Annotated in this window: 15 protein-coding genes; 10 read left to right on the plus strand and 5 right to left on the minus strand. The window is 70.5% G+C overall.

What is annotated here, in order from left to right:
• Positions 1-48 precede the first annotated feature (48 nt).
• Positions 49-978: a TolB family protein gene (locus FJV41_RS18415; RefSeq protein ID WP_141643817.1), complete on the plus strand. Its 930-nt coding sequence runs from the start codon at positions 49-51 to the stop codon at positions 976-978.
• Between the two features lie 76 nt (positions 979-1054).
• Here the strand turns inward: FJV41_RS18415 and FJV41_RS18420 are convergent, their stop codons facing one another.
• On the minus strand, positions 1055-3061 hold the full coding sequence (locus tag FJV41_RS18420) for a hypothetical protein (protein ID WP_141643818.1): 2007 nt from the start codon (positions 3059-3061) through the stop codon (positions 1055-1057).
• Positions 3062-3211: 150 nt separating this feature from the next.
• Between FJV41_RS18420 and FJV41_RS52340 the strand changes: the two genes are divergently transcribed.
• From FJV41_RS52340 to FJV41_RS18445, 6 genes are all read left to right on the plus strand, one after another.
• A complete protein-coding gene (locus FJV41_RS52340) occupies positions 3212-3382 on the plus strand; it encodes a hypothetical protein (protein ID WP_174467939.1) in 171 nt (56 codons plus the stop codon).
• A 227-nt stretch (positions 3383-3609) separates the two neighbouring features.
• Complete coding sequence (locus FJV41_RS18425; protein WP_141643819.1) at positions 3610-4344, plus strand: hypothetical protein; 735 nt, start codon at positions 3610-3612, stop codon at positions 4342-4344.
• A 127-nt stretch (positions 4345-4471) separates the two neighbouring features.
• Positions 4472-5059 carry a hypothetical protein gene (locus FJV41_RS18430; protein WP_141643820.1) on the plus strand — a complete coding sequence of 196 codons (588 nt, stop codon included), beginning with the start codon at positions 4472-4474 and terminating at the stop codon, positions 5057-5059.
• On the plus strand, positions 5056-6369 hold the full coding sequence (locus FJV41_RS18435) for a nitrilase-related carbon-nitrogen hydrolase (protein WP_141643821.1): 1314 nt from the start codon (positions 5056-5058) through the stop codon (positions 6367-6369). The genes FJV41_RS18430 and FJV41_RS18435 overlap by 4 nt, the downstream gene beginning before the upstream one ends.
• Positions 6370-6853: 484 nt before the next feature.
• The gene (locus tag FJV41_RS18440; RefSeq protein WP_141643822.1) at positions 6854-8359 is read left to right on the plus strand and encodes a hypothetical protein; all 1506 of its coding nucleotides are present in this window, start codon (positions 6854-6856) and stop codon (positions 8357-8359) included.
• Positions 8360-8422: 63 nt separating this feature from the next.
• The gene (locus tag FJV41_RS18445) at positions 8423-9784 is read left to right on the plus strand and encodes a TAXI family TRAP transporter solute-binding subunit (RefSeq protein ID WP_141643823.1); all 1362 of its coding nucleotides are present in this window, start codon (positions 8423-8425) and stop codon (positions 9782-9784) included.
• Here FJV41_RS18445 and FJV41_RS18450 read toward each other — a convergent pair.
• Positions 9720-10400 (minus strand): RNA polymerase sigma factor, encoded by a 681-nt coding sequence (locus tag FJV41_RS18450; protein WP_174458466.1) that lies wholly within the window; start codon positions 10398-10400, stop codon positions 9720-9722. The genes FJV41_RS18445 and FJV41_RS18450 overlap by 65 nt on opposite strands.
• Before the next feature lie 233 nt (positions 10401-10633).
• Here FJV41_RS18450 and FJV41_RS18455 point away from each other — a divergent pair, with 233 nt between their 5' ends.
• Positions 10634-12220 carry a sigma 54-interacting transcriptional regulator gene (locus FJV41_RS18455; RefSeq protein WP_141643825.1) on the plus strand — a complete coding sequence of 529 codons (1587 nt, stop codon included), beginning with the start codon at positions 10634-10636 and terminating at the stop codon, positions 12218-12220.
• 89 nt (positions 12221-12309) lie between these two features.
• Complete coding sequence (locus FJV41_RS18460) at positions 12310-12843, plus strand: hypothetical protein (protein ID WP_141643826.1); 534 nt, start codon at positions 12310-12312, stop codon at positions 12841-12843.
• 12 nt (positions 12844-12855) lie between these two features.
• Here the strand turns inward: FJV41_RS18460 and FJV41_RS18465 are convergent, their stop codons facing one another.
• Positions 12856-16473, minus strand: coding sequence for a serine/threonine-protein kinase (locus FJV41_RS18465; RefSeq protein WP_141643827.1), 3618 nt, complete (start codon positions 16471-16473; stop codon positions 12856-12858).
• Positions 16474-16809: 336 nt separating this feature from the next.
• Here FJV41_RS18465 and rsgA point away from each other — a divergent pair, with 336 nt between their 5' ends.
• Complete coding sequence (gene rsgA / locus FJV41_RS18470) at positions 16810-17901, plus strand: ribosome small subunit-dependent GTPase A (protein ID WP_141643828.1); 1092 nt, start codon at positions 16810-16812, stop codon at positions 17899-17901.
• A 406-nt stretch (positions 17902-18307) separates the two neighbouring features.
• Here rsgA and FJV41_RS18475 read toward each other — a convergent pair whose 3' ends face one another.
• Both FJV41_RS18475 and FJV41_RS18480 read right to left on the minus strand, forming a co-directional pair.
• Positions 18308-18838 (minus strand): hypothetical protein, encoded by a 531-nt coding sequence (locus FJV41_RS18475; protein ID WP_141643829.1) that lies wholly within the window; start codon positions 18836-18838, stop codon positions 18308-18310.
• Between the two features lie 38 nt (positions 18839-18876).
• On the minus strand, positions 18877-20526 hold the full coding sequence (locus FJV41_RS18480) for a hypothetical protein (RefSeq protein WP_181790745.1): 1650 nt from the start codon (positions 20524-20526) through the stop codon (positions 18877-18879).
• Between the last annotated feature and the right edge of the window lie 193 nt (positions 20527-20719).

Below are 20719 nucleotides of genomic sequence, written 5' to 3' on the forward strand. Positions count from 1 at the left end.
GCGGGAACGACGTCACTTCCTCCCGCCACATCTCGAGAGGAATCCGTCATGTCATCGTCATTCCGTCGCATCCCCGTGGTGCTCGCGGCGCTGGTGCTGTGCGCAGCCATGTCCGCTTCGGCCTCCGCGCCTCGCACGCCCGAGGTGTTCGCCCCGGGGTTCGTCTCCCTTCCGGGCCAGGAGGAGTGGCGCTTCGCCTTCACTCCGGATGGGCGCACGGCCTTCTGGGGCGTGAGCCCCGGCTTCTTCCCCGAGACGCGCCAGGCCACCATCGTCTTCTCCGAGCTGCGCCACGGCCGATGGACGGAGCCCCGCCCCGCGTCGTTCTCGGGCGTGTATTCGGACATCGACCCGTTCGTCTCGCCGGATGGACGTCGGTTGTTCTTCTCCTCCATCCGTCCCGTCAACGGCGCGCCGCGCGAGGATGTGGAGATGTGGGTCGTCGAGCGACGCAGGGACGGCGGCTGGAGCGAGCCGCGTCACCTGGGGGCCGCGGTGCACAGCCTCGGTGACGAGCTGTACCCCAGCGTGGACGAGGACGGCACGCTGTACTTCGGCTCGGACCGTGAGGGCGGCTTCGGCGGCTGGGACGTGTGGCGCTCGAAGCTCCGCGCGGATGGCAGCTACGGGCCCGCGGAGAACGTGGGCCCCGCCGTCAACACCGAGCTGTGGGAGTTCAACCCGAACGTCCTGCCGGACGGCGACACGCTGTTGTTCGCCTCCATCGGTCGTCCGGAGGGCTACGGCTACGGCGACCTCTACGTGGCCACGCGCACGTGGCGCGGCTGGCAGCCGGCCCGCAACCTGGGCCCGACGGTGAACACCGCGCTGGACGAGTACCATCCGACGCTCTCGCCGGACCACCGCACGCTCTACTTCGTGCGGCACCAGTATGAGCCGTTCCTCCCCAGCGACCTCTTCCACGTCCAGGTCGGCCGGCTCCTCTCCGATGCCGGCTCGTGCGACGTGCGCGACTGAGCGCCCAACGCGGCTTCCACCCGGAGCCAGGGGTCTGACTCCGGGAGGAGGCGCGATGTGGCTTCCGGCTCGTCGCTCAGCGGGTCACGAGGCGGAGGTTGTCCAGGATGAGGTCGGGCTGTCCGGCCGGCAGGTCGACGAAGAAGGCCACGGGCTGTGCCGCGCCGAGCTGGAAGTGGGTGCGGACGCGTCCACGCACCGCGTTGCAGCGCGTGCGCAGCTCCCGCCCGTCAGCGGTGATGAAGCCGCAGGACACTCCCACCGTGTCGCGTGACGTGTCGAATTCGACCGTCCAGGCGCGGCCCGACACGAAAGCCTGTCGTGTCACGACGAACCGCTGGCCCCCACGCAGGAGGGCCGCGAAGCGCGAGGGAGGGAGTCGCGTCCAGGTCGCCGGGACGGGCGTGCGAGCGCCAGGCTCGAGGATGCCCATGCCCACGCGCCGCGAGTGATACTCGAAGCCGTTGGCCAGCGGGTCCGCGACGACGACGACCTCCGTCACGGCGAAGGCCCCCGAGTTCTCGCCCGGGGCAAGCCGCAAGGGCTGCGCCGCGCCGGACAGCGGCACGAAGGTGGTGGCGATGAGCCCCGCGGCCTCGCCCGGGAGCGCGACGGGGCTCGCGTTGCTCAGGAGCGACTGAGTCCCGAGCGAGAGCGTGACGGTCGCCGGAGTGCCCTCCAGGGCCCGGATGCGCACCGACACGCGATAGGTCATTCCCGCGATGACCTCCGCCGAGGGCAGCGTGAGGGACTCTCCCCGCGCCAGGGGCACCAGGGGCTCGTTGGGAAAGCGCAATCGCTCCCAGGCGGAGCACGAGGAGGCGGTGCATGGCCAGGGTTTGGGGAAGGGTTGTGTGCCCAGCGCGCCCCGGCGCAGGAGCCACACGTCGTGCGTCAACCAGAGCAGGGGATTGGGAAACAGGCCCGGCACCAGGGTGTCGCAGACATCGTCCGGGCTCCTCGACTCGACGAGCTTCCGGGTGAAGGCCAGCCGCGCATAGCCCAGCCCGGCGTCGCCCGGGAGTCGCGCGGTGCGCGCGGGGTCTTCACAGAGGAAGTCGTAGTCGTGCGCGGGGAACACCCAGTGGGCCCAGACCGCGACGGGCCCGAGCAGCTCCTGGGTGCCCAGGTGCTCGTTGAGCTGCGTGATTCCGGAGCCGGACGAGCCATGGCAGCCATGCAGCTCCGTGAGCCGCGCGTCGGTGCCGAAGCCGGAGAGTCCCAGCGAGACGCGGGGCCGGGACGGATTGCTCCAGGGACGGGACAGCAGGGGCAGCAGCTGATTCACCCCGTAGTAGTGGTAGTTCTGCGCGGGCTCGTAGTCGATGTAGCGCGTGTAGCGCTGCCAGAGCTCGGTGCTCCGGTCCTCCGGAATCGAGTAGACCTCGTGGGCCCACGCCATGGACACGGGGACGCCCAGGCCCTCCGACTCGGCGACGTCCAGGTAGTCGTAACGACAGCCGGGGCTCTCGGCGCCGCAGTCGAGCAACGCGGTGTCGGCCCGGGGGAACGATGCGGGGCACTGGTAGTTGCCGAACGAGTCGCCGCAGCGGGCAATCACCCGACACGAATAGGACGACGTGCTGTAGCCCCCGCCCAGCGGCGTCCGTTGGAAGCCGGGAAAGGTGCCCGACAGGCTCTCCGCGGTGGCCTCCCAGTTCACCTCCGCGTCAATCATCGGGTCATACATCCGGACCTCGAGCGCCTGGTTCGCGGGGTCCCAGACGCTGACGTCGTCCAGGCAGTGCGCGGCGGTGATGGCCCTGCGTGGGGAAATGAACGTGACGCCGCACGTGTAGCGAAGAGGCGTGCCATCCAGACCCAGGAGCGGCGCATGGGTGACGGGCTGGAGGATGGGGACGAAGACGGTGCCCCGGCTGAGCTGACTGCTGCCCGTGGGACCGCCCGGCGCGAGGGCCACGCTGTAATAGTCCTGGTACGCACGCTGGACGGCCTGGGGGGCCATTGTCCGCGGCTCCTGGGGTGGCGACTCACCGGGTCCATCGCAGGCCGCGAGGACTGCTCCCAGGATGACGAGGTGGATGCTCGTGCCGACGAACGCGGCGCGAAGAGACGTCTTCATTGAATGACCCCCCAGCTCCAGAGACAGACGTGGCGAGTCCTTCCGCCGCGAGGGGCCGGTGTCCTCGGCGCCCTGGGCACATCCTGCCTTCCGAGTCGTGGGTGTGGCCCCTGACGTCCGTCTCCGATGTCGAGGAGTAACACTCGCCACATGTCACACGTCGTGGACGGGACGGCGCGCGAGGGCAGGGCCTTCGTTCAGCTTCGCACCCAGGACTGGTGGAGCAGGGCGGACCTGCCCAACGAGCGAGAAACGGAAGCAGCATCTGCCCCCCTCATCGAGGGCGACGCGCACGGCTTCCTCCACTGCGACGAGGACTGAGGCGGCCGCCGCTGCGCGCACTGGATGTGCAGTGGGGGTTGTAGCGCTGGGTGTCACGGAGAGTGAAGATTTGTTGCGGCGGACGCAACAACGGCACCGGCGTAGCACCCCAGATTCCGAGGGAAGCCAGAGATGGCCTGCTTCCTGCCTTCACGGGGAGTGCAGTAACCATCGCACCCGGCCTTGCGCCAGGTGCGAGTTCCCCACAGCAAGAGGAGTGTCCCCACATGTTTCATCCGGCTGAGTCACACCGTGGTTCTTCCAACGGCATGCGCGCGGCAACGCTCGCGATGCTCGCGGTCTTCACCGTTCAGATCGGCTGCAGCCGTGCTCCCGAAGCCAACCCGATGACCAAGGCGCGCGAGGCCTTGGCCGAGAACATCGTCTTCAGCGCCGTGGAGCCCGCGCAAGTCGTTGACGGGAGCCTGGAGCGGTTTGGCCGGCTGGGCATCGCGATGCATGACGAGGTGCCCCGTTTCATGAACTTCGTCCTGCGGCAGACGCTCGTCCGCGGCACGGAGGACGCCGTCCTCGAGGTGTATGACGAGAAGACCGGGGAGCGCACCATCTACACGGTGAACAACGAGACGGGCGACGCCTGGGTCCACCATGAAGGCGGCAAGCTGCACATGGTCTTCAACGCGGACAAGACCATCCTGGTGGGTGACAAGCTGGCCGCCAACGAGCAGGAAGCGGCCAGTATCCTCCTCGAGACCGGGGCGCTGGAAGCCGTCTCCGAGTACTCCCTGTTCACGATGATTGAAGTCATCAGCAAGTACCTTCCCGAGGACAATAATGGGAAGGGCGGCGCCGCGGCGGTGGTCGTCCTCATCGCGGTGGGCGTCTGGTACGTGGGCTCCACCGTCGGCTGCTCCCAGCAGTACCGGCGCAACGGTTGCAGGCTCACCGGGTTGAGCAACTACTGCCGCTCGTGGTGCGCCTCGTATTGGTGCCGCTGCTAGCAGGCCTCCCGGTGTTTCGAGCCAGGAACTGGAACCGTCCATGACTGTGTTGGTAAGGCACTGGCTCCTGGCCCTGCTTCTGGGGGCCTGCGCGTGTCGGCAGGCCCCCGGAGTGCAGGAGCGCGTCGTGGCGATCTACTCACGCGCGGATGTCGCCGAGTTGCAGCAGTCGCCGTGCTCCGATGCCCGCTGCCCGCATGTGGCCCTCGAGGACTTCTCCTGTCCCTCTGGAGTGAGGGCCGAGGTGCTCGTGCTCAGCGGACACAGCCTGCCGCCGAGCTATCTCAACGCGTCTCCGGAGGACCTCGCGCGGGTGGTTCGGTGCTATCGCCCGGACCTCATCGTCCTGGATACCTGCTACGGCTTCTCCACGCCGCTGCTCACGGCGCTCGCGGAAGAGGCGCCTGGGGCCTGGGTGCTGGGCTCCACGTACAAGCTGCCCCTCGATGGGTTGCTCTATGACGAGGGCTTCTTCCAGGCCGGAAGCCCCGAGCAGCGCGCTCGTTTCGTCCGGACGCGCTCTGGCAAGGCGTTGGAGTTGTGGCGGTTGGATGCGAAGGCCATGGACACGGCGCTCGAAGAGGTGTCGCGCTGGGAGCCCGCGGTGCTGGAGGCCCGGTTGGCGCGCAAGCACCCCAACCTCGTGAAGGTGGCGCTCCCGGGGGAGGCCACGGCGCTGGTCCCCGTTGCGCCCGAGAGGTTCCGGAAGCGATGAGCCTGCTCCTGGCCCTGGGCTCGGGTGTCGCGCTGGGCGTCGCCTTTCTGTGGACGTGGGCGCAGCCCTTGGCCTGGGTGGGCATCGCGCTGTTGGGGTGGGCGCTCCACCGCGCCAACGGCTGGCGCCAGGCCGCCGCGGCGCTGCTGCTGTCCGCGCTGGTGCGCCAGGGCGTGGCCCTGCACTGGTGGGTGGGGACGGCGGAGTTCTACACGGCCCCCTGGCTTCCTCCTCCGTTCATCGTGGCGTTTCTGGGCTGGACGGCCACGGGGGCGCTGTCCCAGGTGCCGCTGCTGGCGCTGGCGGCGCTGCCCGTGAAGCGGGTGCCACCAAGGTACTGGTTGCCTTTGGGATGGGTGCTGGGCGAGGCGGGGCTGGAGGCGTGGAGCGGCTTCTCCATGACGCACGTGCTGCATTCCCAATGGATGCAGCCGCCCATCCTGAGGGCCGTGGGCTTCGTGGGGTGGGTGCCCACCCTGGTGCTCTGCCTGCTCGCCGCCGTGTGCGTTGGAGAGGCCGTGGCCCTGCGCTCGCGCCGCCTGTTGCTGCCGGCCGTGGGCGTCATGCTGGCCCTGGCCGCGCTGCCCCGGCTGCCCGTGGCGGACGATGCGCTCCAAGGGACGGGCGTGGTCCACATGGCCTCTTCCGTGCGGGTGCCGGAGTCGGTGCCCGAGGCCACGGAGCGGCTCATCTGGCCAGAGTCCACGGTCCGGGGGCTCCAGCGGGGGACCGAGGGGCGTGTGTCACGGCCGGAGGTCCTCGAGGCCTTCGATGCGCGCCTGCCGGTCCCCGCCATCGCGGGGCTGATGCTCCGAACGCCCGAGGGTTTTTTCAATGCCGCCGCCGCCTTTGATGCGGACGGGCGTCTGCGGGAGACCCGAGGCAAGTCCATCCTCGTCCCCATCGGCGAGCGCTCCATCTTCGGGCTTCAGGGAAGAGGGGAGCCGCTGCTCGCAAGCCAGGCGCGACCGCTGCTGTCCCTCGCGGGGCGGAAGGTGATTCCGCTCATCTGCTACGAGGCCTTCAGCCGCGCCACCGCCTTGCGTGGACGGGAGGCGGGAGGAGAGCTGCTCGCGGTCCTGGCCAGTGATCTACCCCTGGCTGGAAGTCGCTTCGCCGTGGACCAGGCCATCGGCGGTGTGGTGATGCGGGCGGTGGAGTTGCGCATGCCCGCGGTAAGAGCCTCGCTGGGAGGCATCGCGGTGGTGGTGTCTTCCGACGGCCGCGTGCTGGCGCGGAGCGCACCGGGGGCGAGCAGCATCCTCATGCTGTCCCCGCCGCCGCGGATGGTGGAGGCGATGCAGGAGTAGGCACGGTCCTCGTGGGCATGCGCCAGTCCTCGGGATGTCGATGTTCACGGGCTCAGCCGGCTGTGCGCGTGAGCTGACGCTCCTGCTATTCGCCACCCTGATTGCCCCCCAACTCCAGCGACAGACGTGGCGAGTCCTCCCGCCGCGTGGGGTCGGTGTCCTCGGCGCCCCGGGGACATCCTGCCTTCCAGGTCGCGTGCATCGCCCACGACGTCCACCCTCCGACGTCGGGGAGTAACATTCGCCACACGTCACACGTCTTGGATGGGACGGCGCGCAAGGGTGTGTCGAGACCCAAGCCCTGTCGCCGGCACTCGCAAGCCCATGTTTGCGTTTGACTCATCCTCTTTGTGGATTTTGTGTCAGTGAACAATGTATAAACGTGAAATCATGGGATTTCTTGCCGACCCGTGAATCCGGCGACGTGCCGGAGTGCTCATCCCTGGCAGGGGGCGCGGCCGTCCGCGCGGGTGTGAGACCTCGAATGCAACGCATGGTTGAGAAGAGCCAGCTGGACTGGCGCGGGATGCTCGTGTGCGCGGTGGTGGCCCTGGCGGCCGGCTGTGACAACGCGGCGCCGGAGGCGGAGCCGACCGGGATGGACCCGGCGGAGGAAGTGACGGTGGACCCGACGAGGCACCCGGAGCGCCGCGGCATCGGTGCCATGGCGCTGCCACCCATGGGGCCGTCGGCGATGGTCGTCACGGTGGACCCGCGCTCGTCGCTCATCATCACCGACGACGCCATCGTGAGGAACTTCCCGCTCGTGCGGGTGATGAGTCAGCTGGTGACGCAGTCCGGTGTCGCGGGGCTGACGCCGCTGGCGCTCTTCCAGGACTGGTGGAACACGGCGAACCCGCCCAACTGCGGGCCGCTCTTCAACGGCTTCCAGTATCAGTGTCCGCGAATCGAGGGGAACCAGGCCTTCGTCAATCCCTTCCTCAGCCCGGGCACCAACCCCGACGAGTACGTCCCGCTGGCGCTCGTCAACCGCTTCGACCTGGCGCCGGCGTCGGGCGTGGACTGCGGTGAGTACCGCATCGTCTATGGCAAGCGCTCCGGCATCCCCGGGGGTGGCAATCGCAACCTGCTCATCTTCGAGGCGGTCCTGCCCAACCCCAATCCGACCGCCGGCCTCAATGGCTGTGCGCCGGTGGCCAACTTCTGGGCCTCGCTGACGGGCGCGGCGCTGGCCACCCGCATCGGCGGGCTGCAGAACTTCTACTTCACGGGTCTGCCGGGCTTCATGCCGGTGGTGCACATGGACAACTACGGCAACCGGACGACGGGGAGCGTGCCGACCGGGCAGGTGCGAACCAACCAGTTCATCCAGCCGCCGTGGACGCTGCGGGAGTTCAGCGTGCGGCGCACGATGTGCGGCAGCGTGCCCTGCCAGCTGAACTTCCGGCCGGTGACGGTGAAGGTCAACCCGGGCGGCACGTTGTTCGACCCCGTCTCCGGGCACCCGCTGGCGCCGTCCTTCCAGAACGTCCTGTTCCCCTCGCAGGTGCCGGCGCTGGCCGTCACCGACATCAACCTGTTCAACAACACCATTCCGGACATGTTCAACAGCGGCCAGAGCAACGCGCAGGGCCCGGAGAACGACTACCGCTTCCAGTTCGGCCCCAACCCCAGCCCCTTCCGCACCAACATCCAGAACGAGCTGCTGCTGCTGGGCAGCCCGCTGCTGCCCCAGCACATCGTGGAGCGCTCGATGGCGCTGTCATGCGGCGGCTGTCACGAGCTGAGCAACGGGGCGAACCTGGGCGGCGGCCTCGTCTGGCCTCCGTCGGGCGGCTTCGTCCATGTGGGTGAGCAGTTCGACCCGGCCCCCGGCCCGTTCGGCCCGCGCTTCCGCATCTCCCCCGCGCTCAACGCCGTCTTCCTGCCGCACCGCCGGGCCGTGCTGGAGACGTTCCTCAACTCCTCGTGCGGGGATGCCGTGTGCCAGCCTTGGGAGTCGCCCGCCGCGTGCCCGGCTGACTGCTAGCCCTCCTTCGCGCAGGCAGGCATGGGAGTGGGCGCGGAGAGGTGCGTATACTCCGCGCCCACCATGACGGCGGACTCCCTCAAGCAACAGCTGCGGCGCACGCTGCGGCGCGACCTGTGGTTCACCCTCGCGCCCGCGGTGCTCCTCATCGGCATCGCCTTCGCCGCCGCGTTCCATTTCATCGAGCCCGCGCCCCCAAAGAAACTCGTGCTGGCCATGTCGCCCGACGAGGGCGGCTTCCGCTACTACGCGCGCAAGTACCAGGACTTCCTCTCCAAGCACGGCGTCACCCTGGAGCTGCGCTCGACGAAGGGCTCCATCGAGAATGTCGCGCTGCTGTCGGACGAGAACTCCGACGTCGACGTCGCCTTCGTGCAGAGCGGCACCGCGGGCGGCGAGAAGGCCGCGAGCGTCGTGTCCCTGGGCAGCCTCTCCTACGTGCCCCTCTGGGTCTTCTACCGGGGCGAGCCCCTGGAGGACGTGCGCCAGCTGAAGGGCCGCCGCATCGCGGTGGGGCCGGAGGGCAGTGGCACGCGCGCGCTCGCCGTCACGCTGCTGAAGGCCAATGGCATCGACCAGGCGCCCACGGAGCTGCTGCCGCTGGAGCGCGAGGCCGCCATCGAGCAGCTCAAGCAGGGCCACCTCGACGCCATCTTCCTCATCTCGCCCGCGGAGTCGCCCCCCATCCAGAAGCTGGCGGCGGTGCCCGGTGTGAATCTGCTCAGCTTCGCGCGGGGCGAGGCGTACGCGCGCCGCTTCCCGTACCTGACCCGGCTGGTGCTGCCGCGCGGCGTGTTCAACCTCGCCTCGGATATCCCCGCGCGGGACGTGGTGGTGCTCGCGCCGACGGCGAACCTCGTCGCGCGCGACTCCCTGCACCCCGCGCTCTCCTACCTCCTCATGCGCGCGGCCAGCCAAATCCACGGCAGCGCGGGCCTGCTCGATGGCGCCAGCGAGTTCCCCGCGCCGCGTGAGACGGGCTTCGCCCTCAGCAGCGAGGCCCGACGCTATTACGAGGCGGGAATCCCGCTGCTCCAGCGCTACCTGCCGTTCTGGGCGGCGAACCTGGTGGACCGGTTGTGGGTGATGCTGGTGCCCATCATCGCCGTGGTGGTGCCGCTGTTCCGCGCCGTCCCCGCGCTGTACCAGTGGCGCATCCGCTCGCGCATCGTCCGTTGGTACGCGCGGTTGAAGGAGATTGAAATCCAGCTCGATGAGAACCCCGGGCGGGACATGCTCGAGGACATGCTCAAGCGGCTGGAAGAGGCCGAGCGCGAGGTCAACCGCATCCCCATGCCGCTCGCCTACGCGGAGAACCTCTACTTCTTCCGCGAGCACATCGAGGTCGTCCGCCGCCGCCTCATCCGCCGACTCGACGGTGCGCGGGACGGGGTGGGCGCGCTCGTCCGCTCCGCCAACGCGTAGTCGGCCCCCGCCTGGCGCGCGGCGCCCGGCTCGGAGGCAGGGACTGCTCCGCGCCGCCGCGCACGGGAGGCTCCAGGTCCGTGCCGCGCGCCGAGGTGCCGAGCGCCAGGCGCAGCACCTGATAGGCCCGAAGCAGCCGGCGGCGGGTATTCACATGGGTGATGCCCAGCTCCACGGCCATGCTGCGGCCATCCAGCTCCCGCTCGAAGCGCAGCAGGCACGCCCGCCGCAACGGCTCCGGCAGCCGGTGGACGTGGCGCCACAGCAACTGGGATTGCTCCTGCTCCAGGACAAGCTGCTCCGGCGACGGGGCGTGCGCCGGCTGCACTGCCTCGGACGGGGCCTCGTCGTCCTGCTCGGGCGGCTCCTCCGCGCGTCGGGCCCGCATGCGATGCAGGTCCACGCAGGCGTTGTGGAGGATGCGCGTCAGCCACGCCTCGGGGTTTCGCAGCCGCTGGACTTCCCGGGGCCAGGCCTCGGCGGCTCGCAGCATCGCGGTGCTCAATGCGTCCTCCGCGTCGGCCTGGTGGCCACCCAGGTGGCGCAGGCTCTTCGCGAGGAGCTTCGGGTGGTGGCACAGCCACAGCTCCCAGAATCCAGTCGTCTTCGCTTCCATGAGGGTTCTCACCGTTGGCAACCCCTCCGAGCGCCTCCTAGAGCAACCGCTGTGCCGGGGCGTGCTCCCTCGGAGAAGGGCGCAGGGGCGGGCGGCGCGGTGCTCGGCTGGCATGTCAGCGGCGTCGGCTGACATGTCAGCGTGTGCCAGCCCGGGGGCTCCCACGGTCCGTCGCGCTTCGGGCTCGTGTAGCCTGAGGGAGAACGCGGGCCCTGGCTCCGAGCGTCCCCCTCATGAAGCAGAGACTCCTCGACGACGTCTCCACCGCGAGTCCTCAGCGGCAAGGCGGTGATTCGCAGGCCACCGCGCACCTGCCGGCGCTGACGCTGGTCTCCCATCCGCTCGCCTCGCGGGTGGGGGAGCGGTTCGTGTTGGAGTCCCTGGCGCGCGGCAAGGAGGTGGCCCTGTCGCGCAACGAGCCGCTCTTCACGCGCGTGGGGGAAGTCATCGGCAGGCCGCTGGCGGACCCCTTCGTGAGCCGCCGTCCCCTGCGCTTCCTCCCGCGTCCGGAGGGCGGCGTCCGGCTGGAAGGGGATGCCGAGGGGACTCAGGTGATGGTGGGCGGGGTGCCAGGGGTGAGCTGGGACTTCCGACCGGAGGCGCTCGCGGCGGGAGTGACGCTGGAGCTGGCCGGGCGCGTGGTGCTGCTGTTGCACCGGGTGGCGGTGGACGAGGAGCGGTCCGCGGACACGTTGGGCATGGTGGGGCAGAGCTCCGCGCTGGGCCGGGTGCGCACGCGCGTCCGCCAGGTGGCGGACCTGGACGTGCCGGTGCTCATCCGGGGCGAGACGGGCTCGGGCAAGGAACTGGTCGCGCGCGCGCTCCACCAGCGCGGCCCCCGTCGCAAGGGGCCCTTCGTCAGCGTCAACCTGGGCACGCTGGCCCGCGAGCTCGCCGCGGCGGAGCTGTTCGGCGCGCAGCGGGGCGCCTACACCGGCGCGTCCCAGAGCCGCGAGGGCTTCTTCCGCGCCGCGCATGGCGGCACGCTGTTCCTGGACGAAGTGGGCGAGGCTCCCGCCGAGGTGCAGGTGGCGCTATTGCGCGTGCTGGAGACGGGGGAGGTGTACCCGGTGGGCGCGCACACCCCCATCGCCACGGACGTGCGACTGGTGGCGGCGACGGACGCGCCCCTGGAGGACCTCATCGAACAGGGCCGCTTCCGGGCGCCCCTGCTGCACCGGCTCTCCGGCTACTCCATCCAGATGCCCCCGCTGCGCGAGCGACGGGAGGACATCTCGCTGCTCTTCCACCACTTCGCGCGGGTGGAGCTGGAGGGGCTGGGGGAGGCCTGGCGCCTGGAGCCCACGGACCCCTATGCGGAGCCGTGGCTGCCGGCCGCCCTGGCGTCACGGCTGCTGCGGCACGACTGGCCCGGCAACGTCCGCCAGCTTCGCAACGTGGCCCGCCAGCTCGTCATCAGTGGCCGGGGGCAGGCTCGCCTCCAGGTGGACGCCGCGCTGGAGGCGGAGCTGGCACCGAAGCCCTCGGGCGAGGAGGCGCCAATCCATGAGCCCACGCCCGTTGCCCGTCGCAAGCCCTCGGACGTGACGGAGCCCGAGCTGCTGGAGGCGCTGCGCGAGTGCTCCTGGGACTTGAAGAACACGGCGGAGAAGCTCGGCATCACCCGGGCATCGCTCTACAACCTCGTCGACCGCAGTCCCCACATCCGCACGGTGAAGGACCTGGGCGCGGAGGAAATCACCCGCTGCTTCCAGGACTGCGGTGGCGACCTGGACGCCATGGTGCGGAAGCTGGAGGTGTCCCGTCGCGCCCTCCAGCGGCGGGTCAGGGAGCTGGGCCTCGAGCCTCCCGAGTCATGAAGCCGTGGGGCGTGGCAAGCTCCACGGGCCACCGTCCGGGTCGGGCCAGTCCCGCGCATCCCAAGCGACGTGGCGGGGAGGCTTGCACCATGGATGGACACTGGAAGCATTGGCCGGGCGTCGTCATGTTGTCGCTGGGGTGGAGTTGCGCGCCCGACACGTCGGGGCCCGCGGAGGTCGATGCGCGGGGCGTGCAGTCCCAGGCGGAATACGACGCCTCCGCCTGCGCCAAGCTCCAGGCTGTGCCCTGTCCCATGGTGGACGGGGATTGCCCCAAGCCCGAGGAGGGGACGCTGTGTTTCATCACCATCTCCCTGGGGGCCGACCCCGTGACGCCTCCCCGAAGCTGCGTCTGGCAGCGACACCTGCTCAAGTTTCAGCTCGCCCCGGGTGTCCCCTGGGCGTTGCTCAAGTTCCATGGAGAGGGCGCCGACGCCATCTTCGAGAACTACAACAAGGACGACATCAAGCTGGTGGCGGGGCCCATGGCGAGCTGGTGCCGCAGGGTCCGTCGCAATGCGGTCTGGAAGGACTACCCCTTCGTCGTCTCGACCGACACGGGCGAGGGCCAGCCCGGGGACCTGGAAGTGGTCAGGGATCCCAACGAGCCCGAGGAGGAGTGACGCTCCAGCTCTTCACGGAGGCGTCGCGCGGGAGCGGCCCGGCTCCGTGAGCAGGGGCGCCCAGGTCCGAGCGAGCAGGGGGCGCGTGGCGAGCGCGCTCGCCAGGGCTTCCCGCGCGCGTGCCTGCTGACCGGGATGCTCCTCCGGGAAGGCCCGGGCCTGGGTGAGCTCCAGCGCCGCATGCAGCGCGCGCGCCTCTTCATCGTGGGGGCGCGCCTTCAGCACCGGGGCCACCCATGACAGGCCGCGCTCCAGCACCTCGCGAGGGTCCTTGTCCGCGAACCGCCGCGCCAGCGCCCAGTCCAGGTGGAGCCGCGCCAGTGCGCGCCGGTCATCGTGGGGACGGGAGCTGACGGCGAGGGCGGCCTCGTGGGCCTGCTCGGCGCGAGTGAAGGCGGCCTCCCAGTCCTTCGCGTGGAGGGCACTCCAGGACGCGCTCAGACCGCGAGCCTCCGCGGCGTAGCGCAGTGCTTCCTCGTCCCGGGGGTTGCGTCGCAGGGCCTCACCCAGGGCCTGCTCGGCGGCGTCGAGCTCGGGCCTGGCGTCCGCACCTCGCTCCAGCGCGAAGGCGGCGAGCACCCGGTGGGCCTGTCCCAGGTTGGCCCAGGCCGTCGAAAGGTCTGGCTGGAGCGCGAGCGCGGCGCGGGCCTCGCGTTGCGCGGCGCGGGCGTCGTCTCGCGGGTCTTCTCCCCGGGCCAGGCGATAGGCCGCGCGGGTGGCGTGGGCTTCCGACAGGTTGCTGTGCGGCAGGCCCTGCTTCGGGGCCAGTGCCAGGGCGCGGCTGAAGGATGCATGCGCTTCGTCCAGGGCGGGGAAGGGGGGCTCGCCGCGAAGCCACGCGGCGCGCGCGCGCTCCAGGTGCACCAGCCCCACTCCTCCATGGAGCTGGGGCACGTCCGCGTTGAGGGCCAGCGCGCTCCGGTACGACGCGAGCGCGGTGTCCAGGGAAGGACTCGCGTCGCCTCCACCGTCGCGCAGTCGCGTGGCGCGCAGCGCGTGGACCTGGGCCTCGTAGAAGTGGCTGACGAGGTTGCGGGGATTGAGCGTCCGCGCCTTCTCCAGCGCCTGTCGCGCGCGCTCCAGGTCCGCGTCCGCGTCGGGGTTGCGCGGGTTCGACGCGCGCTTGAACCAGGCGCTGCCCAGGTTGATCCACGCGTCGGGAAGCGCCTCGTCGATGCGGATGGCGGTGAGGTACGCGTCGATGGCGCGCTTGCGATGGCCGAGCGAGTCCTCGCCCACCGCGTCCTCGTGGTCCGCCCACACCTTGAAGATGAGGCCCAGGTTGGAGTGGTAGTCGTAGCCGCGCTCCTGGAGCGCCACGCCGTCGAAGGCCTCGATGGCCTGCTTCAGCGATTCCCGGGGGTCCTCGCTGCGCGCCTGTTGAATCCGGGCGCGCTGCCAGAGCACCAGCCCCAGCGCGTGGCGGACCTCGCTGCTCACGGGGTCCACGTCGAGCGCGGCCCGGGCCGCCTTCAGCGCCGCCTGGAGCGCGGCTTCCGCGTCGCCACCCTGTCGGCTCCGGAACTCGGCGAGCCTGCGATGGAGGTGGGCCTTGCGCACCAGGGACGGCAGGTGTCGGGGCGACGCGGTGAGCGCGCGCTCCAGGGCTTCGAGCGCCCGCTCGATGTGCGGTGTGACGTCACCCTGGCCATACAGGCCCATGCGCAGGGCCACCTGCTCGACGCCGGCCAGGGCCAGGTGTGACTCCGGCAGGCTCTCCGCCAGGGACGCGGCGCGGACATGGGCCTTCCTCGCCGCCTCCAGGTCTTCTTGCGCGCGCTCGCGACGTCCCGCGTCCCAGTGCCCGGTGGCGCGCGCCACCAGCACGTCACCCCTCAGGAGCGGGGCCTCGAAGAACCAGGGCAGCCGGTCTCCCAGCGCATCCAGCCGCTCCAGCGCGTCCTCGTACCGCTCCTCGTGGTACGCGAGCAGGGCCGCGACGTACTCGGCCGGAGGCAGGTCGGCGCCGCTTCCCTGCCGCAACCACGCCAGCGCGGGCTCCCGGTAGAGCGTCACCAGCTCGCGCCGCCGCGCCTGTCGCTCCGAGGCGGGCAGGTGCTCGTAGGCGCGCAGCCGCTCCTGGTAGAGCTGCCCGAGCGCGAGCGCCAGCGCGCACGCGACGCGAGGCGTGCGGGTGCCATGCCCCCACGCGGCCTCCAGGTGCTCCCGGGCCCGCGCCGGTTCTCCGAGCGCCAGCCAGCCCCGGCCCAGCGCCTCGTTGCCCGGCCCGAGCGCGTGCTCACCGCCCTCGCGCATCTCCCCCGCGATTTCCTGGAGGCGCGTCTCCAGCACGTGCCGCTCATTCCGGGTGTCGTGCAGTCGCGTCAGGGCGGTGTAGCGCGCGCGGGACTCCACGTGCTCGGCCAGCTCGGAGAAGCGCCGCGCCAGGTGTTCGCGCACGTCCGCGTCCCGGCGGGCCAGCACGGCCTGCACCCCGGCCAGCAACATCAGCAGGCCCGCCACCGCCGCGAGCAGCAACCCACGCCAGTGTCTGCGCGTCAGCCGCGCCAGCCTCCAGGCCGTCCCCACCGAGCGCGCGAGCACCGGCTCCCCGTCGAGGAAGCGTTGCAGGTCCTCAGCGAGCGCGCGCGCCGAGTCGTAGCGGCCCGCGCGCTCCTTCTCCAGACACTTGAGGACGATGGCCTCCAGGTCCGCGGGAACCTCGGGCGCGAGCACTCGAGGCGGTGTGGGGTCCTCGGTGGGGATGCGGCTGAGCACCTCCAGCGCGTTGCCCCCGGGGATGGGCGGCTGGCCCACCAGGAGCGCGTAGAGCGTGGCGCCCAGGGCATAGACGTCCGCGCGGCGGTCCAGGCGGTTCACCTCTCCGCGCGCCTGCTCCGGCGCCATGTAGTGCGGCGTGCCGAGGATGGAGCCCGTGGCGGTGGCCCCCTCTCCCGGGTCCCTGGCGAGGCCGAAGTCCATGACGTACGGCTTCCACTGCCCGTCGGCCGTGCGCTCCACCAGGATGTTGGACGGCTTGAGGTCCCGGTGGATGAGGCCCGCGCGGTGGGCGGCGTGCACGCCCTCGGCGGCCTGGGCCAGGATGAGCGCCTTCTGCTCCAGGCTGAGCACGCCCGCGAGCTGGTGGAGGGGCTGGCCGTCCACGTACTGCATGGCGATGTACGCGCGGCCCTGGACCTGGCCCACTTCGTACACCTTGCACACCCGCTCGTGGTCCACCCGTGCCTGGGCCTGCGCCTCGGCGACGAAGTGCCGCGCCCGGTCCGAGTCGTCGTCCCTCACGAACTTGAGCGCCACGGGGCGACGCAGCACCGGGTCCTGGACCAGGAAGACGCGCCCCATGCCGCCCTGTCCCAGGAAGCGGATGGGCGCGTAGCGCTCCCAGCCCGGCACGGGGAAGCCAGGCTCCGGCTCCGGCTCCAGCGCCTTGGGGGGCCCCACATGGCCGGTGGCGGTGGGGGCGCCCACCAGCGCGCCCTGGAGGGCCGCGCGCGACGCGCTCCGCAGCGAGGCGAGCGTGTGCTCGGACAGTCGCCCCCGCTCCCGCAACAGCTCCAGGGGCGCGGCCTCGCGTCGCAGGGCCTCCGCCCGCAGCGCCTCCACTTCGCTGTCCGAGAGCAGGCCCTCGAAGAGCACCGCCCGCAGCTCCGCCTCGTAGTCCTCGCGCATCGGCGTTCCCAGGCTCGTGTGTCCGCGGCCTTCTCTACCGAGACGACGGGCGGGACGTTTTGTACCACCCGCCCCCCACGACATCCCCCGTGCACGGGGCGGGCCTCGTTGATATGCAGGGGGCGCCGGACGGCGGTCGTCGTCGTCCCGCGTGTCCCCTGGAGGCCCCATGCACGCCGACATTCATCTTGCCGCGGTGGGAGTCCTGTTCACCCGGAGGACGCGGGCCTGGTAAGGCCGGCGTGAAGGCCCGTCACAGCGCGGTCCACGTCCCCCCGGGTGCCCCTGAAGAACCGAGGTGCGCCGCAGGCACCGCTCTGTCCGGAGTCTTTCCACGTGTCACTTGAAACCTTTGGTTGGGGGCCCGAGCTGGCCCAGGCTTTCTCCGTCGTCGTCGCGTCGTCCCCTCTGCCCCTCGTCCCCGGCCGCGTGGTGCGCCAGCACCGAGGGCTCGTCTCCGTGCAGACCGCCGAGCGCACCCTGTGGGCGCGCACGGCGGGAAAGCTGCTCCACCAGGCCCCCGGCGCCGAGTCGCTGCCCACCGTGGGGGACTGGGTCGCGATGCTCATGCCTCCCGGAAAAGGGGAGGGAATGCTGCACGCCGTCCTGCCGCGCAAAAGCCTGCTCGTGCGCCGGGAGGTCGGCCGCGAGCAGGGCGGCGGCCAGCTCATCGCCGCCAACCTGGACGTCGTGCTGCTCGTCGCCGGGCTGGATTCGAACTTCAACCCCCGCCGCATCGAGCGCGCGCTCACCCTGGCCTGGAGCAGCGGCGCCACCCCCGCGGTGCTGCTCACCAAGGTGGACCTCCACGACGACGCGACGTCGCTCGTCCAGGCCGTGGAGGCACTGGCCCCCGGGGTCCCCGTGCTCGCGCTGAGCTCATGGACTGGCGAGGGGCTCGACGCGGTGCGGGCGCTGCTGCCCTCCGGCAAGACGGGCGCGCTTTTGGGCTCCTCCGGCGTGGGCAAGTCCACCCTCGTCAACCGGCTGCTGGGCGAAGAGCGCCTGGCCACCCAGTCGGTTCGCGTGGAGGATGACAAGGGGCGTCACACGACGACGCACCGCGAGCTGTTCCTCCTGCCCCACGGCGCACTGCTCATCGACGGCCCTGGGATGCGCGAGCTGGGGCTGATGGGGGATGAGGAGGAAGGCATCGAGCAGACCTTCGCCGACATCCTCGAGCTGGCGGAAGGGTGCCGTTTCAACGACTGCACCCACCAGGGCGAGCCGGGGTGCGCCGTGCGCGCCGCCGTCAAGGCCGGAACACTTCCCGAGGAGCGGCTCTCGAGCTTCGAGAAGCTCCAGAAGGAGAAGGCGTTCCAGTCGCGCCAGACGAGCCCCGCCGCGCAGCGTGAGCAGCGCAAGTTCGAGAAGGGCCGCACGGTGATGGGGTGGGAGAGCTCTCGCGCCAAGCGCCGCAAGGACTGAACCCCGGGCCGAAAATCGCCGCGGAAATCCCGCGCTCAAGGATTTGGACCCGTCGCGTTTGGATATTTCGAAAGGTGGGGACATCCGGGCAGAGCCGGGGTGTCCAAGGGGTTCAGACGCAGAGCGTCTGAAGGGCGGTTGGGGGAGTGTCCGGGCGGTTTGCCGGCACTCGAGTTTTCGAACGCACTGCGTTCGAGGGGGGACGAGGCGCGCCGGGGGGCTCGCCTCTGACCTTGTGAGGGGGCGCCCCTGGGGAGGGGCGTGGCTTCCGGAGGGCATGCCGAGGGGCGTGCCCGACGTTGGACCGGAAGTTCGAATTCGAGCAGTCCATACGGCGGGGAGCGCGTCGAGGGGGCGCGCTCCCCGCGGTTCTTTTCAGGGCCCGTCCAGGCCCGCCACGCGTGAGCTACCGCGCGGAGTCGGACGAGGGCATCAGCTTGATGGGCTGACCGTCGTCCCCCGTCACCACGTCACCCTGCGTCTTCTGCTGCTGCACGCTGGGCTCTCCCACGGAGAAGGTGGCCACCTTCGTCATCGGAGCGCCTCGGAAGGTGCCGCTGATGGCGACGACGAGGAGCGAACGCCCGTCGCCCGGGGTGAAGTCCACGTCCAGGGTGGTGGTGGTGGCCTGCTCGAAGCGGGCGCCCCGCAGGGGCGTGGTTTCGCTCGTCACGCGCAGCCCGTCCAGGCCGGAGATGTCCACCTGGACGTCGTCCGCGGGGCCCTGGAAGCGCAGGGTGACGGTGGCCTTGTCGCTGGCCAGCGTGGCGCCCACCTCCACGGGCGCGCTGATCTTGCCGGTGGTGGCCCCGTCCGCCTGCGACGAGGTGTCCGCCGTACCGCTCCCGGCGGGGCTGCTCTTCGCCGGAGACGTGCAGGCCACCGGCGCCACGAGCGCGAGGAGGCCGGAGAGGAGCGCGGGTGCGATGCGATTCATGAGAACTCCTGGGGGAGACTGAAAGAGGCGAGGTCCGTTCATGGGCTGGTGATGGAGACGGAGTAGTTGTAGGTGCCCGTGCTGTCCTTGAAGCCCGTCACGATCAGCACGTATTGACGGTCCGCCTGGCTGGAGAAGCGGAAGGACTCCGTGCCTCTGAGGAAGTCGTCGGCGAAGCCCGCTCGGGTGCCCTGCTGGAGGGCCTGGATGCCCACGTCCTCGGTTGAGTTGGCGGAGATGATCACCGTCCTGCCCGTGCCGTTGAAGACGTAGTACCGGTTCTGCTGTTGCTGGTTGGAGGGCTTGCCGCCCTTGAGGGTGCCGTTGGCGTTGTACGGCAGCGACGACACCGTGGTGTACATGGCCGCCAGTTGGGTGTCGCCTTCGCCGAAGGCGGAGCGAATCGAGCCGATCTGGTAGTGGGCCGCGAGCGTGTCCAGGGTCGCCGCGTTGACGCCCGGCTGCGCCTTGAGCCCGTGGATGAAGGAGCCGATGGTCGTCAGCGCGGGCGTCGTCTTCTGCGGTCCCACCAGCACGTCGTACAGCGTGCCCAGGCCGATGTTCACCTGGTCATACGAAGCCTCGGCCGCGCTCGAGGCGTCGAAGATGTCATAGAGCAGCCGCATGACGCTGAACTCGGAGAAGACGCTTGGCGTCGGGTCGTCCGCGGCCGCCGTCTCCATGTCGAAGCCGAAGGCGGTCTGCCGGCCTGCTCCCCAGGAGGTGTCGACGTAGAGGGGGTCCGGCAGGAGGATGGCGGAGAGCGCGTTGCCGTAGCCCTCTCCGAAGGCGATGCGCGGATCCAACACGTCGCCGCCGATATGCTGGCCGCCCGGGTTGTCCGAGCGGGAGAGGTTGGACTCGAAGTAGTGCCCCCACTCGTGGACGATGACGTGGTTGTCGAACTCGTCGGTGTCCGCGCCCTCCTTGCCCAGCACGTAGACTTCGTTCTCCGAGGGCGAGAAGTGCGAGGTGCCAATCTGCCCGGTGGAGGTGTCGCCGCTGTTGTTGCGCTCCGCGATGTTGTTCGGGCTCCAGTTCACCTTGAGCGGTGGAAAGGGGACCGTGCGCACGGCGAGGAAGGCCCGTGACGCGGTGTACATGCTGTCCAGGATGGCGAAGGGCGCGGCGACCCGCTGGCTCGGGTTGTAGGAGGAGCCCGTCCAACCGTGGCCCGCGTGCAAATCCCTGCTCGTGGTGCCGCCGGTGATGGTGGCGGACACGGCCCAGATGGCGTTGCGCGCCGTGTTGTCCTCCACCTGGATGGCGGGGGTGGTCGTCTTGGCCAGGGTCGCGAGCGTCAGGTTGGCGCCGGTGCCGGCGGTGTAGGTGAGCTGGTAGCGGCCGTCCTCGTCCGTCGTCGCCGTGCCGAGCACGGTGGTGCCCCGCATCACCTGGACGGCGGCGTTGCGCACGGGCCGCACGCTCGTCTGTGCGAAGGCCAGCATGCCGCCACGGATGGGCGTGGTCGTGAGGATGGCCGGAACAAAGTCGTACGTCACCCTGCCGGTGAGGGTGGCGGTGATCGGCGGGCCCGCATCGGGCTCGGGCACCCCCGCATCGGGATTGCCTCCGCCGTCGGGCTCGTCGTCATTGCCGTTGTCGGTACAGCCGAACATGGTGAGACTGAGCGCGAGCGCCAGCATCGCGCTGGTGCGGCCCCAGACCGATTTGCGAGACACGTACATTCCGTCCTCCCCCTTCCTTTCGCTTTCGATGGGTGGCGGGCATTCTCGGCGGGTCCTCCTGGAACTTCAAACGTTGGAGGGCGGATGCGGCCCGTGAGCCGCGAATTGTCGGGGAAGGGTGTGCACTCTGGCCGGGAGCGTCCGGGCGTGCGGGCCCGTCCTCGAGGCTCGGCAGGCAGGCCGGCCTCGCCTC

Source organism: Myxococcus llanfairpwllgwyngyllgogerychwyrndrobwllllantysiliogogogochensis (assembly GCF_006636215.1).
Lineage (GTDB): Bacteria > Myxococcota > Myxococcia > Myxococcales > Myxococcaceae > Myxococcus > Myxococcus llanfairpwllgwyngyllgogerychwyrndrobwllllantysiliogogogochensis.